Genomic DNA, 13,821 nt, shown 5'->3' on the forward strand with positions numbered 1-13,821 from the left:
GGATCGTGCGGGTATCCGGTCGGTGAAAACCGGACGCGCACAGCCGAAACGGCCCCGGGGCGAACCCCGGGGCCGTTTCCGGTCCGTATGACGTGTCCGTGCCGGCCGGGCCGCCGGCGCGAACTCAGCGAGCGCGGCGGGCGGGAGCCTTCTTCGCCGCGGTCTTCTTGGCGGGCGCCTTCTTGGCGGCCGTCGTCTTCTTGGCGGCGGTGGCCTTGGCGGCGGTGGTCTTCTTCGCCGCCGTGGTCTTCTTGGCCGCGGCCGTCGTCTTCTTGGCGGCGGTCGTGGTCTTCTTGGCCGCCGTCTTGCGCGCGGTGGTCTTGGCGGGAGCCTTGGCCGCCGCCTTGCGCGCCGTGGTCTTGGCGGGAGCCTTGGTGGCGGTCGCCTTCTTGGCGGCGGTCTTCTTGGCCGCCGTCTTCTTCGCGGCCGCCTTCTTCGCCGCCACAGGGGCATTCGCGCCCCGCTTGACCGCAGGACCGCTCGCGGCGAGCTTCTGCTTACCCGCGATGACGGCCTTGAACTGGGCGCCGGGACGGAACGCGGGCACCGAAGTCGGCTTCACCTTGACGGTTTCACCGGTGCGCGGGTTCCTGGCAACACGGGCGGCACGCTTACGCTGTTCGAACACACCGAATCCGGTGATCGTGACGCTCTGCCCCTTGTGCACCGCGCGCACGATCGTGTCCACAACATGCTCGACTGCCGCGGTAGCCGTGCGCCTGTCCGTACCCAACTTTTCGGTCAGAACGTCGATCAGTTCCGCCTTGTTCATTGAATCCTCCGCAGACTAATGGCCCGTCGTCGGACCGACTAGGTACCACGGTAAACCCACATTGAGCAAGAGTCTATGTGCCACGCCAAAATTCATCGTGGTTTAGCACACGTCTAGCTACCGACCGCCATGGCGTCCAGCTATCGCTCGGGAACGATTAGGCCTGTGAAATGCGCGCGGGCAGGGTCGTGGGCTTCCAAGCCGGCCTTGCCTTTTCGTAGTCCGCGATGACGTCGCTACGGCGCAGCGTCAAGCCGATGTCGTCCAAACCCTCCAACAGACGCCAGCGCGTGTAGTCATCAATATCGAACGGCAACACGACGGTTCCCGCCGTGACGGTGCGCTCGCGCAGGTCTACAACCAATTCGAGACCGGGCTGTTCCTCGATCATCTTCCAGAGCATTTCGACATCGTTCTGTGACATCTGGGCCGCCAGCAGGCCCCCCTTGCCCGCATTGCCACGGAAGATGTCGGCGAACCGGGACGAGATCACGACTCGAAAGCCGTAGTCGGACAGCGCCCAAACGGCATGCTCGCGTGAGGAACCGGTACCGAAATCCGGACCCGCAACCAGCACACTACCCCGGTCGTAGGGCCCGGTGTTCAAAATGAAGCCCGGGTCCGACCGCCAGCCCGCGAAGAGGCCGTCCTCGAATCCGGTTCGGGTGACGCGCTTCAGATAGACGGCGGGGATGATCTGGTCGGTGTCGACGTTGGAGCGGCGCAGCGGCACGCCGATCCCCTTGTGCACGGTGAACGGTTGCATCGGAATCTCCTGGGTGAGTGAGGCGTCGGGGGCCGGGTCAGTTCAGATCCGCGGGCGCGGACAGCGTGCCCCGCACGGCTGTCGCGGCCGCCACCAGCGGGGAAACCAGGTGGGTGCGGCCACCTTTGCCCTGCCTGCCCTCGAAGTTGCGGTTGGAGGTGGAGGCGCAGCGCTGGCCCGGGGAAAGCTGATCGGGGTTCATTCCCAGGCACATCGAGCAACCCGCCTGCCGCCATTCGGCGCCCGCGGCGGTGAAAATCTCGCCCAATCCTTCTTTTTCCGCCTGCGCCCGCACCCGCATCGAGCCCGGTACAACCAGCATTCGCACACCCTCGGCGACGCGGCGTCCCTTCAAAATCCCGGCCACCGCGCGCAAATCCTCGATGCGCCCGTTGGTGCACGATCCGACGAATACGGTGTCGATCGGGATCTGCCGAAGCGGAGTTCCCGGCTCCAAATCCATGTACCGCAGCGCTTTCTCCGCGGCCTGGCGCTCGTTCTCGTCGGCAATGGCGGCCGGATCGGGGACGGCCTCGCCCAGCGGCAGGCCCTGGCCCGGGTTGGTGCCCCAGGTGACGAACGGCGTCAGCGCGCTGCCGTCGATGTGCACCTCGGCGTCGAAAACCGCGCCCTCGTCGGTCTTCAGCGCCTCCCACGCCGCGACCGCCGCGTCCCAGTCCGCGCCCTGCGGCGCGTGCGGGCGGCCCTTCAGGAACTCGTAGGTGATCTCGTCGGGGGCCACCATGCCGGCGCGGGCGCCCGCCTCGATGGACATGTTGCACATCGTCATCCGCGCCTCCATCGACATGGCGCGCACGGCCTCGCCGCGGTACTCCAGCACGTAGCCCTGGCCGCCGCCGGTCCCGATCTTCGCGATCACCGCCAGGATCACGTCTTTGGACGTGACGCCCTCGGCCAGCGTGCCGTCGATATTGACGGCCATCGTCTTGAACGGGCGCAGCGACAGCGTCTGGGTGGCGAGCACGTGCTCGACCTCGCTGGTGCCGATGCCCATCGCCAGCGCGCCGAACGCGCCGTGCGTGGAGGTGTGGCTGTCGCCGCACACCACGGTCATCCCGGGCTGGGTCAGGCCGAGCTGCGGGCCGACCACGTGCACGATGCCCTGATCCAGATCACCCATGGGGTGCAGGCGGACACCGAATTCCTCACAATTGCGGCGCAGCGTCTCGACCTGGGTCCGCGAGACGGGATCGGCGATGGGCTTATCGATATCGATGGTGGGGACGTTGTGGTCCTCGGTGGCGATGGTGAGGTCGAGGCGGCGCACCGGACGCCCGGCGGCGCGCAGGCCGTCGAACGCCTGGGGGCTGGTGACCTCGTGCACGAGGTGCAGATCGATGTAGATCAGATCGGGCTCGCGCGCGGCGCCCTCTCCCTCGCCGCGGACGACGACATGCTCTTCCCACACCTTCTCGGCCAGGGTGCGTGGGCGGTCGGCCATTCTCGGATCACCTTTCGGACGAGCAGCGGGGGGTTCGCGATCCGGGCTGGGCGCGCCGCTCCCGCTGCACAACGTTGTGGTCGCGTCGGCGGATACCTCGACCACCGGCGCCGCCGGGCTGCGGCGACATGCCGGACAGAGTTGACTATCTCAATATCCGAGACGCTAATATCGTTCTATGAGACAGCATAGCGGCATCGGCGTTCTCGACAAAGCAGTGGCGGTCCTGTACGCCGTCGCGGAGCATCCCTGCGGTCTCAACGAGCTGTGCACGCGCACCGGCCTGCCCCGCGCCACCGCGCACCGGCTGGCCGTGGGGCTGGAGGTGCACCGGTTGCTGGCCCGCGACAACAGCGGGACCTGGCGGCCCGGCCCCGCGCTGGCGGAGCTGGCGACGGGCGCGAGCGATCCGTTGCAGGAGGCGGCCTCGCTCATTCTGCCCCGCCTGCGCGAGATCACCGGCGAGAGCGTCCAGTTGTACCTGCGCGACGGCAACGCGCGCGTCTGCGTGGCCGCGATGGAACCGCCCTCCGGGTTGCGCGACACCGTACCGATCGGGGCGCGGCTACCGCTCACCGCGGGGTCGGCGGCGAAGGTGTTGGTCGCGTGGGCCGACGCCGAGGTGCAGCGCACCGTGCTGTCGGACGCCGTGTTCGGTGAGCGGGCGCTGGCCGAAGTGCGCAAGCGCGGGTGGGCGCAGAGCGCGGCCGAGCGCGCGGCGGGGGTGGCGAGCGTCTCGGCCCCGGTGCGCGATACGGCGGGCAATGTGGTGGCGGCGGTGTCGGTGTCGGGGCCGATCGACCGGATGGGCCGCAGGCCGGGGGCGCGGTGGGCAGCGGATCTGGTGGCCGCGGCCGACGCATTGCACAAGCGCCTGTAACAGGTTTCAGATTCGTTCTCTAGAGTTGGCTCATGGGAGTCAATCAACGGGCGCAGATCGTGATGTCCGAGGCCGAGGTGGCGGATTTCTTGGCGCGCAGCCGCATCGCGACGCTGGCCACCCTCGGCCCGCAGGGCACGCCGCACCTGACCGCGATGTGGTACGCGCTCATCGACGGTGAGATCTGGTTCGAGACCAAGGCCAAATCGCAGAAGGCGGTGAACCTGCGCCGCGACCCGCGCGTCACCTGCATGGTCGAGGCGGGCCAGACCTACGACCAGCTGCGCGGCGTCGCCCTCGAGGGCCGCGCCGAGATCGTCGACGACCCCGACCGCCTGTTCGCCGTCGGCGTGAGCGTCTGGGAGCGCTACACGGGCCCCTACTCCGAGGAGGTGCGCCCGCTGGTCGAGAACATGCTCCACAAGCGCGTCGCCGTCCGCGTGATCCCCACCCGCGTCCGCAGCTGGGACCACCGCAAACTGGGTTTGCCCGAACTGCCGCTCGGCGGCACGACGGCGGGGGCGCTGGACTGACGGCGGGGCGACCCACCTTTCGATCCGAGCGCGGTGCGATCGGCGTCGGTTCGAGAGCACCGCTCGAGGCCCGCACCCGCACCGCCATCACCAGCGCGGGTCGAGTCGGCGACGGTGCGCACGATCCCTCCGGGTGGTGACGCCTCCTCGCCCCGACGTCGCAGGTGGCATCGCCGCGCACCTTCGCACTTGCCGCCCTGAGCTCCGGTCCGGCATCGAACGCGCCGAGTGCCACACAGAGCGACCACCGCTCGTGCGCGATGCCGGCCTCCCCTGCCGGCCGCGACCAAGCACAGTGGGCCCACCAGCCGCGGCCGAATGCGACGCCCACGCACTCGTCGACCCGACGACACCCACGCACACGCAACCACCACTACCGAACGCGACGCCCACAGGGCGAGCCCGCGTGCCGGGGGAAATTGGGCTGACACGGTCGGCCGGGCGGACTAGCGTCGTGAGCGTTCGACACGATTCGGCTGGGCAGCGCCGCCCGTTAGCGGCGCGCGGCCGCGACGACAGGAGCAGCAGCCATGACGGAATCGGGTAATTCACACGGCAATGCCGACGAGGTGAAGCGCAAGTTCCGCGAGGCACTGGAACGCAAGAACGCCCATCACGCCCAGTCGGGAGGCGCCCACCTGGACGGCCACTCGAAGGCCAACGGCCCTCACAACGCCGCCAGCCACAAGCGCGAGTTCCGCCGCAAGAGCGGATAGAACCCGCCCCACCGCAACGGCCCGCCGCCAGCCCTTCCGGCAAGCGGCGGGCCGTTCCGCGTCAACGGCCGTCAGCCCGCAGCATCACACCCCGGCCGGCCACCCGAAGACCACGCACAAAGCCGCACTCCACCGAGCGCACCCACCACCACGCGGCGAAGCCCGCGAATCCCACCGGCAGATCAGCGAACGCAACCACCGACACCCAGCGACCGCCCCACAACTCCCCCAACCCTCGCCCACCACGCGGCGAAGCCCGCGAACACCGTCCACGCGAGACAACCACCAACAAACCCGCCGACATCCACCCAACGCACCACCAAGACGCGGCGAAGCCCGCGAACACCGTCCCCAAAGACGACCAACGACGCCCCCACCGATTCCCCACCAACGGAACCACCCCACCCCCGCAGCCACCCCACCCAACGCACCCACCACGACAAGGGGGGTCCGGGGGGCAACGCCCCGCCGGGCGGGGCCGCGGGGGCTGCGCCCCCGCAAAAGCATTGCGTAGCAAAAACGGCCCATGCTCTCCATGAGCATGGGCCGCCGATTTGCGTAGCCCCGACGGGATTCGAACCCGCGCTACCGCCTTGAGAGGGCGGCGTCCTAGGCCGCTAGACGACGGGGCCAGGACTGAATCATCCGATTTCTCGGTGATCCTCCGGTGTGGATCTTTCGATCCGGTGGAAGCTCGGTTAGCTTAGCGCACCGAAGCTCGGCGACCAAATCGCCGGATGCTGAACAACTTTCGGCCGCGAACCGAGAGCGATGCAACATTCTCCGCTGGGGTACCAGGACTCGAACCTAGAATGGCTGAACCAGAATCAGCTGTGTTGCCAATTACACCATACCCCAATGACCAGGCTCTTCGACCCCGCTACCTGGCTGGCTTCGGGGCCTCGTTCCGGCCGAGAAAGAGACTACCAAACCTCTGCCGGTAAACTACAAATCGCCTGGTCAAACCCACCTTTTCGAGCGCTCGGGCGGCCGTGTGCCGACCGGGTGGCGATCCCGGCCGGCACACGGGGCGGACGAAGGCCCCGCGACGTTCGGCCCGTCAGGCGCTCTGCGCCGACCACTCCCGCGCGGAGCGCAACCGCGCGAGGGTGGTGTCGCGGCCGAGCAGTTCGAGCGATTCGTACAGTGGCGGGCTGATGTGCGACCCGGTCACCCCGACCCGCACCGGTGCGAACGCCTTGCGCGGTTTGAGCCCCAGATCGTCGATGAGAGCGGTTTTCAGCGCCTCTTCGAGGGCCGGGGTGGTCCACTCGGCCACCGGCTCCAGCGCGGCGATCGCGGCGTCCAATACCGGGGTGGCGTCGGCGCCGAGATTCTTGGCGGCCGCGGCCTCGTCGACGGTGAACTCGTCCTCGGGCACGAACAGGAAACGCAGCAGCCCCCAGGCGTCGCCCAGGACGACGATCCTGGTCTGCACCAATTCGGCCGCCGCGGCGAACACCTTGTCGTCCACTTCGGCCCCGATGTGGCCCTGTGCGGTGAGGAACTCGCGCAGCCTGCGGGTGAAATCGCCGGGCTCCAGCAACCGAATGTGTTCGGCGTTGAGCGCGTCGGCCTTCTTCTGGTCGAATCGGGCCGGATTCGAATTCACTTTCGATATGTCGAAGGCCTCGACCATCTCCGCCATGGAGAACACGTCGTGGTCGTCGGCGATGCTCCAACCGAGTAGCGCGAGGTAATTCAGCAAACCCTCGGGGATGAATCCGCGGTCGCGGTGCGCGAACAGATTGGACTCCGGATCACGCTTGGACAACTTCTTGTTGCCCTGGCCCATCACGAACGGCAGGTGACCGAACTCGGGCGTGAACTCGGCGACCCCGATGCGCCGCAGCGCCGCGTACAGCGCGAGCTGGCGGGGCGTCGAGGAGAGCAGGTCTTCGCCGCGCAACACGTGGGTGATCCGCATGAGCGCGTCGTCGACGGGATTGACCAGCGTGTAGAGCGGGTCGCCGTTGCCGCGGGTGAGCGCGAAGTCGGGCACGGTGCCCGCCTTGAAGGTGGTCTCGCCGCGCACCAGATCGTTCCAGGTGAGATCTTCGTCGGGCATCCGCAACCGGATGACGGCGGGCCGTCCGGCGTCGCGGTACGCCTCGATCGCCTCGAGGGTGAGGTCGCGGTCGTAGTTGTCGTAGCCGAGCTTCGGATCGCGGCCCGCGGCCCGGTGGCGCGCCTCGACTTCCTCGGGGGTGGAGAAGGATTCGTACGCTTCGCCCGCTTCGAGCAACTTGCGCACCACATCCAGGTGGAGGTCGCGCCGCTGGGACTGACGGTAGGGGCCGTAGGGGCCGCCGACCTCGGGGCCTTCGTCCCAGGTGAGCCCGAGCCAGCGCAGCGCGTCGAGCAGCGACTGGTAGGACTCCTCGGAATCGCGTGCCGCGTCGGTGTCCTCGATGCGGAAGACGAACGTGCCGCCGGTGTGGCGCGCGTACGCCCAGTTGAACAGCGCCGTGCGGATCAGGCCGACGTGCGGCGTTCCGGTCGGCGACGGGCAGAATCGGACCCGTACTTGTGTCATGGCTCTCTTTCGATTCAGCGTTTGGCGGCAACGGGATTGGTGAGCGTGCCCAGGCCCGAGACGGTGACCGACACCTGTTGCCCGTGCACCATCGGGCCCACGCCTTCCGGTGTGCCGGTGAGGATCACGTCGCCGGGCAGCAGGGTCATGACCGCGCTCACCCATTCGACCAGGGCCGGAATATCGTGCAGCAGAAGCGAAGTGCGGCTGCGCTGGCGGACCTCGCCGTCGAGCTCGGTGACGATCTCGAGATCGGCCGGATCGAGGTCGGTCTCGATCCAGGGCCCGAGCGGGCAGAACGTGTCGTACCCCTTGGCGCGGGTCCACTGACCGTCCTGGCGCTGCTGGTCGCGGGCGGTGACGTCGTTCGCCACGGTGTAGCCGAGGATCACGTCCTTGGCGCGCGCGGCGGGCACGTCCTTGCACGGGCGGCCGATGACGACGGCGAGCTCGCCCTCGTAGTCGACCTGAGACGAGCTGGGCGGCAGGATGATCGGCGCGTTCGGGCCGACGATGGCGGTGCTCGGCTTCATGAAGATGACGGGCGTTTCCGGGGCGGGGCCGCCCATTTCGGCGGCGTGGGCGGCGTAGTTCTTGCCGACGCAGATCACCTTGCTTGCCAGGATGGGAGCGAGCAGGCGCACGTCGGCCAACGGCCAGGTGCGCCCGGTGAAGGTCGGCGTACCGAACGGGTGTTCGGCGATCTCCTTGGCGACGGCGGAACCGCCCGCGCCGCCGCCCCCCTCCCCCTCGATGCTGACGAACGCGACCCCATCGGGACTGGCAACTCGACCTAGACGCATGGCCGGAAGTCTATCGACCTGCCCGAACGCGCCCGACCGCGCGGTCGGATACCCCAGGCAGGCGGCACGCGCGCCATCCGGCGCGACAGCGGTGTCCGCGCGGGTGTAGCGTGAGCCCTGCGTTCATCTTATGGGAATAGAGTCCCAATATTTGAGATTGAGGTGAAGCCGATGGCTACCGTGACCGAGATCCGCGACTCCCGGATGTGGTCCATGCTCGGCCTCGGCGTGTTCGCGCAGGCGGCCAGCGCGATGTTCGTCCACGGCACTCCGTTCCTGCTGCCCGCGCTCACGTCGGGCGGGATGTCGCTGCCCGCCGCAGGGTTGCTGGTAGCCATGCCGACCGTCGGACTGGTGTGCACGCTCATCGCCTGGGGCTATGTGGTGGATCGCATAGGCGAGCGAAAGGTGTTGGTGGGCGGGCCTTTGGTGATGTTCGTCGCAGGATGCGCGGCCGCGACAGTGACGAACGAAATCGCCTTGGGCGCACTGCTGTTCCTCGGCGGCATCGGCGCGGCCAGCACGAACGGCGCGAGCGGCCGCGTGATCGTGGGCTGGTTCCCGCCGCACCGGCGCGGTCTGGCGATGGGTATCCGCCAGAGCGCGCAACCGCTCGGCGTCGGGCTGGGCGCGCTGGCGATCCCCGCCGTCGCTGGGGCGCACGGGGTTTCGGCCGCACTGCTGGTACCGGCCGTGATGGCCGGGGTGGCGGCGGGCGCCTGCTTCCTCGGCATCATCGATCCGCCGCGTCCGAAAGGCACCGCCGCCGACCGTGCCAATCCGTATCGCGGTGACGCGACACTCTGGCGCATTCACGCGGTGTCGATCCTGCTGTGCATCCCGCAGGGCACGCTGTGGACGTTCGCGCTGCTGTGGCTGCACCTGGACGCCGGCTGGTCGATCCCGGCCGCGAGCGCGCTGGTGGTGGTGACGCAGGTGCTGGGCGCGTTCGGCCGGATCGGCGCGGGCGCGTGGTCGGACCGCGTGGGCAGCAGGCTCGGCCCGCTGCGCACGGTGGCCGTGGCGGCCGTGATCTCCACGGGCGCCCTGGCTTTCGCGGCGTGGACGCACTGGTGGTGGGCGGCGATCCCCCTGCTGGTCGCGGCGTCGGTGATCACGGTCTCCGACAACGGTTTGGCGTTCACCGCCGTCGCCGAGCACGCCGGACCGCACTGGAGCGGGCGGGGCCTGGGCATTCAGAACACCGGCCAGAACCTCGCGATCGCCGCCATCCCACCGGTTTTCGGCGCACTGATCACCGTCACCGGCTTCGAGGCCGCCTACCTGGCCGCCGCGCTGTGCGCGACGGCGGCGATCCCGCTCGTGCCGACCGAGCGCCGTTCTCGGTGACCCGCCGGTTTCCCCGGCAGACGGCGACCGACTCCGCGTGCGTGACGCCCGGCGGCGGCGGAAAAGCCGCCGAGGAACGCGAGTCCCGCGCCCGTATCAGGTGCCTCCGATCACGCACAGCACCGAACCTGCGCTCGCCGCAGCAGCTTCGCGGCCGAAACCCGGCGTCGCAACCGTCGACCGCTCGCCGCCCAGGCCGAGCCGAGCTCGGACGTTCGCAACGCTGCCGGAGGGGACGACCTCGCTGAAGCGACCGAGCGGTCGCCAGGAAAGCAGCGGTCGGTGACGCGACGGCGTAGAGGTGCGGAGCGTGGCGCCGACGAGCTGGGCGGCCCGATGCGTGACGAGACCCGCTGCGACAGAACCACGTTGGTGGAACACTCACACCTCGAGCAGCGCGGCCGGGTGCACGGTGACCCGAAAGTGGTTGTCCCGCCCGATTTTCGTGTCCAGGGTGGCGCCGGCGCCGACGGAGGGCGCGGACCGGTACATCTCCCCGTCGAGCACGAACGGGTGGATGCGGACGTCGGGGTGGTGCTCGACGATCCAGTAGTGCTGGATGCCGACCGCGGCGTACTCGCGCACCTTGCGCACGCGGTCGGTGCGTTCGCTGCCGGTGCCCGGCGCGATCACCTCGACGGCCAGGTGCACGGCCTCGCCCGGGATGACGCGGGGCGGCCCGGCGACGACGGCGGCGCGCACCACATCGCGCGGCACCACCACGATGTCGGGTCTGCGCACACCGCCGGGCGTGGTGATCGCCCAGCCGCCGCCCACGCACACGTGCACCGCGTGGTCGGCGCCCACGTCGAGGAAGCGCGCGAGCCGCTGCGTCACGTGATTGTGCCGGGCGCCGCGCACCAGTTCGACGAGCCAGCCGTCCTCGAGTTCGTAGCTCTTCCCGTCCTCGGGGAGGGTGTGCAGGTCCCGGACCGTGTACGGCCCGCATCCGCGTTTCGTTGTTCGCACCCGCCTCCCCTCTCATCCGGTCGCGCGTGTGGAACCACCGATGCTAGTGGCATACCCGCAAAAACGGCCCCGCACCGGCGGATGCGGGGCCGCTTACGACGAGGTCAGACCGAGGTGGCGATGCGATCGCCGATCTCCACGGTGGAGGCCGGGCCACCGCGCGAGGCTAGATCCTTGGCCACGGCCGCCTCGATGCGGGCGGCGTTCTCGGCATCGCCGAGGTGGTTGAGCAGCAGCGACACCGAGAGGATCGCGGCTGTCGGGTCGGCCTTCGACTGACCGGCGATATCGGGCGCGCTGCCGTGCACCGGCTCGAACATGCTGGGGTTGGTGCCCGAGGCATCGATATTGCCGCTGGCCGCCAGGCCGATGCCGCCGCTCACTGCCGCGGCGAGGTCGGTGATGATGTCGCCGAACAGGTTGTCGGTGACGATCACGTCGAAGCGGCCCGGATCGTTGACCATGTGGATGGTCGCCGCGTCGATGTGCTGGTAGGCGGTGGTGACGTCGGGGAACTCGGTGGCGACCTCGTCGACGGTGCGCTGCCACAGCGAGCCGGCGAAGGTGAGCACATTGTTCTTGTGCACCAGGGTCAGGTGCTTGCGACGGGCCTGGGCGGCGGCGAAGGCGTAGCGCACCACGCGCTCGATGCCGAAGCGGGTGTTGGTGCTGACCTCGGTGGCGACCTCGTGCGGGGTCTCGACGCGGATCGCGCCGCCGGTGCCGGTGTAGGGGCCCTCGGTGCCTTCGCGCACCACCACGAAGTCGATGTCGGGGGTGCCCGCGAGCGGGCTGGTGACGCCCGGGTACAGCTTGGAGGGGCGCAGATTCACGTGGTGGTCCAGCGCGAAGCGGGTGCGCAGCAGCAGGCCGCGCTCGAGCACCCCGCTGGGCACCGACGGGTCGCCGATCGCGCCGAGCAGGATGGCGTCGTGCTGCTTCAGCTCCGGCAGCACCGAGTCGGGCAGGATCTCGCCGGTCGCGTGGTAGCGCTTGGCGCCCAGGTCGTAGTGGGTCTTCTCGACGCCGGGGACCACCACGTCGAGCACCTTGAGCGCCTCGGCGATGACCTCGGGACCGATCCCGTCGCCGGGGATGACAGCAAGCTTCATGACAACTCCGTTTCGTTATCGCCGTGACGCGCGGCGGGTGACCGGCGATGGTGCGCGTGCGGGCGGGACGAGGTACGTCCCGGGCGGCCCGCCCCGGTGCGGATCCGGGCGAGCGCCGAGCACCCGTCACGGTACTAGGTCGGCGGCCATTCGTGTCCATCCGGTAGGACCCGGTGACCACCATGCGGGATCGCCGGTCCGCCCGAGACGCGGCGCGCGCCGCCACCTTTCCGGTGACGGCGCGCGACTCGTGCGTGCGGGAACAGCCCTCAGGACAGGTCGACCAGCGCGATCTTGGCGGCGCCGACCGCTTCGGCGATGGCGGACTGCACGTCGGCGGGCACCTCCTTGTTCACGCGCAGGACGACGGTGGCGCCGTCCTTGTCGATGTCCTGGCTCAGCTGCGCGGCCAGGATGTCCACCTCGGCCTCGCCCAGCTTGGTGCCGATCTTGCCGAGCGCGCCAGGACGGTCGTCGTAGTTGAGGACGGCCAGGTTCAGGCCCTCGGCGCGCATGTCGTAGTTGCGGCCGTTGATATTGACGATCTTCTGCACCTGCTGCGGCTCGGTCAGGGTGCCCGCCACGTTCAGGGTGCGGCCGTCGCCGAACACGGCGCGCAGGTCGACGACGCTGCGGTGGCTGGGGCTCTCCGAAGCGGTGGTGACCTGGGCGGTGATGCCGCGGTCCTTGGCCAGCGCGGGGGCGTTGACGAAGGTGACCGCCGGGCTCTGCCCGTTTGCGCCCGCCTCGACCAGCGCGGAGAAGATGCCGCGCAGGGCCGCGAGTTCGAGCACGGCCACGTCCTCGGACGCCAGCTCGCCGCGCACCTGCACCTCGACGCTCACCGGCAGCTCGTCGGACAGCGCACCGACCAGGGCGCCCTGCTTGCGCACGATCTCGAGCCACGGAGCGACCTCTTCGCCGACCGTGCCGCCGGTCACGTTCACCGCGCCGGGCACGAACTCGCCGGCCAGGGCCAGCAGCACCGACTTGGCGACGTCGGTGCCCGCGCGGTCCTGCGCCTCGGAGGTGGAGGCGCCCAGGTGCGGGGTGACCACGACCTGCGGCAGGTCGAACAGCGGGCTGTCGGTGCAGGGCTCGGTCTCGAACACGTCGAGGCCGGCGGCGCGCACGTGGCCGGACTTGATGGCATCGGCGAGGGCGTGCTCGTCGATGAGACCGCCGCGCGCGGCGTTGACGATCACGACGCCCGGCTTGGTCAGCGCCAGCTTCTCCTTGCTGAGCAGGCCCTTGGTCTCGGGGGTCTTGGGCAGGTGCACCGAGATCAGGTCGGCGCGCTGCAGCAGCTCGTCCAGGGTGACCAGTTCGATGCCGAGCTGGGCGGCGCGGGCCGGGGAGACGTAGGGGTCGTAGGCGATGACCTTGGTCTCGAAGGCGGCCAGGCGGGCGGCGAACAGCTGGCCGATGCGGCCGAGGCCGACGACGCCGACGGTCTTGCCGAAGATCTCGACACCGTTGAACTTGCTGCGCTGCCAGGTGCGCTCGCGCAGGGTGGCGTCGGCGGCGGGGATCTGGCGGGCCGCGCTGAGCAGCAGCGTGACGGCGTGCTCGGCGGCGGTGTGGATATTGGAGGTGGGCGCGTTGACCACCATGACGCCGCGCTCGGTGGCCGCGGGCACGTCGACGTTGTCGAGGCCGACGCCGGCGCGGGCGACGATCTTGAGGTTCTTGCCCGCCTCGAGCACCTCGGCGTCAACGGTGGTGGCCGAGCGCACGAGCAGCGCGTCGGCCTCGGGGACCGCGGCGAGCAGGGCCGGGCGGTCGGGGCCGTCGACCCAGCGAACCTCGACGCCGTCACCGAGCGCGTCGACGGTCGACTGGGCGAGCTTGTCGGCGATCAGAACAACAGGACGGCCTGCTTGGCTCACTGTGGGGTACTCCTGGAGGAAAGGGTCGGCATT

The 13,821-nt window shown here is 69.5% G+C and carries 12 protein-coding genes and 2 tRNA genes; 4 read left to right on the plus strand and 10 right to left on the minus strand.

Features of this window, described 5'->3' with window-relative positions:
• Nucleotides 1–124: 124 nt before the first annotated feature.
• The 3 genes from OHB21_RS35890 to leuC all read right to left on the minus strand — a co-directional run bounded on the left by OHB21_RS35890 (nucleotide 125) and on the right by leuC (nucleotide 3,000).
• Complete coding sequence (locus OHB21_RS35890; RefSeq protein WP_067508917.1) at nucleotides 125–772, minus strand: HU family DNA-binding protein; 648 nt, start codon at nucleotides 770–772, stop codon at nucleotides 125–127.
• A 157-nt stretch (nucleotides 773–929) separates the two neighbouring features.
• The gene (gene leuD, locus OHB21_RS35895) at nucleotides 930–1,538 is read right to left on the minus strand and encodes a 3-isopropylmalate dehydratase small subunit (protein ID WP_067508915.1); all 609 of its coding nucleotides are present in this window, start codon (nucleotides 1,536–1,538) and stop codon (nucleotides 930–932) included.
• A 37-nt stretch (nucleotides 1,539–1,575) separates the two neighbouring features.
• On the minus strand, nucleotides 1,576–3,000 hold the full coding sequence (gene leuC, locus OHB21_RS35900) for a 3-isopropylmalate dehydratase large subunit (protein ID WP_067508914.1): 1,425 nt from the start codon (nucleotides 2,998–3,000) through the stop codon (nucleotides 1,576–1,578).
• A 178-nt stretch (nucleotides 3,001–3,178) separates the two neighbouring features.
• Here leuC and OHB21_RS35905 point away from each other — a divergent pair, with 178 nt between their 5' ends.
• The 3 genes from OHB21_RS35905 to OHB21_RS35915 all read left to right on the plus strand — a co-directional run bounded on the left by OHB21_RS35905 (nucleotide 3,179) and on the right by OHB21_RS35915 (nucleotide 5,129).
• Entirely contained in the window at nucleotides 3,179–3,880 is a 702-nt protein-coding gene (locus tag OHB21_RS35905) for an IclR family transcriptional regulator (RefSeq protein ID WP_067508912.1), read from the plus strand.
• Nucleotides 3,881–3,912: 32 nt separating this feature from the next.
• Nucleotides 3,913–4,413 carry a pyridoxamine 5'-phosphate oxidase family protein gene (locus OHB21_RS35910; protein ID WP_067508910.1) on the plus strand — a complete coding sequence of 167 codons (501 nt, stop codon included), beginning with the start codon at nucleotides 3,913–3,915 and terminating at the stop codon, nucleotides 4,411–4,413.
• A 530-nt stretch (nucleotides 4,414–4,943) separates the two neighbouring features.
• Nucleotides 4,944–5,129: a DUF5302 domain-containing protein gene (locus tag OHB21_RS35915; RefSeq protein WP_067508908.1), complete on the plus strand. Its 186-nt coding sequence runs from the start codon at nucleotides 4,944–4,946 to the stop codon at nucleotides 5,127–5,129.
• Nucleotides 5,130–5,688: 559 nt separating this feature from the next.
• Here OHB21_RS35915 and OHB21_RS35920 read toward each other — a convergent pair.
• The 4 genes from OHB21_RS35920 to OHB21_RS35935 all read right to left on the minus strand — a co-directional run bounded on the left by OHB21_RS35920 (nucleotide 5,689) and on the right by OHB21_RS35935 (nucleotide 8,468).
• Nucleotides 5,689–5,761 (minus strand) — tRNA-Glu (locus OHB21_RS35920).
• 154 nt (nucleotides 5,762–5,915) lie between these two features.
• Nucleotides 5,916–5,987: transfer RNA gene (locus tag OHB21_RS35925), tRNA-Gln, on the minus strand.
• A 202-nt stretch (nucleotides 5,988–6,189) separates the two neighbouring features.
• Entirely contained in the window at nucleotides 6,190–7,665 is a 1,476-nt protein-coding gene (gene gltX, locus OHB21_RS35930; protein ID WP_067508906.1) for a glutamate--tRNA ligase, read from the minus strand.
• Nucleotides 7,666–7,679: 14 nt separating this feature from the next.
• Nucleotides 7,680–8,468, minus strand: coding sequence for a fumarylacetoacetate hydrolase family protein (locus tag OHB21_RS35935; RefSeq protein WP_067508904.1), 789 nt, complete (start codon nucleotides 8,466–8,468; stop codon nucleotides 7,680–7,682).
• 171 nt (nucleotides 8,469–8,639) lie between these two features.
• Between OHB21_RS35935 and OHB21_RS35940 the strand changes: the two genes are divergently transcribed.
• Nucleotides 8,640–9,818, plus strand: a complete 1,179-nt coding sequence (locus OHB21_RS35940; RefSeq protein ID WP_067508901.1) for an MFS transporter — start codon at nucleotides 8,640–8,642, stop codon at nucleotides 9,816–9,818.
• Between the two features lie 381 nt (nucleotides 9,819–10,199).
• Here OHB21_RS35940 and OHB21_RS35945 read toward each other — a convergent pair whose 3' ends face one another.
• From OHB21_RS35945 to serA, 3 genes are all read right to left on the minus strand, one after another.
• Nucleotides 10,200–10,787, minus strand: coding sequence for a Uma2 family endonuclease (locus OHB21_RS35945; protein ID WP_067508899.1), 588 nt, complete (start codon nucleotides 10,785–10,787; stop codon nucleotides 10,200–10,202).
• A gap of 104 nt (nucleotides 10,788–10,891) precedes the next feature.
• Nucleotides 10,892–11,899, minus strand: a complete 1,008-nt coding sequence (locus tag OHB21_RS35950) for a 3-isopropylmalate dehydrogenase (protein WP_195126077.1) — start codon at nucleotides 11,897–11,899, stop codon at nucleotides 10,892–10,894.
• 269 nt (nucleotides 11,900–12,168) lie between these two features.
• Entirely contained in the window at nucleotides 12,169–13,788 is a 1,620-nt protein-coding gene (serA, locus tag OHB21_RS35955) for a phosphoglycerate dehydrogenase (RefSeq protein WP_113974944.1), read from the minus strand.
• Nucleotides 13,789–13,821 lie beyond the last annotated feature (33 nt).

It is taken from the genome of Nocardia puris (genome assembly GCF_036051655.1).
GTDB lineage: Bacteria > Actinomycetota > Actinomycetes > Mycobacteriales > Mycobacteriaceae > Nocardia > Nocardia puris.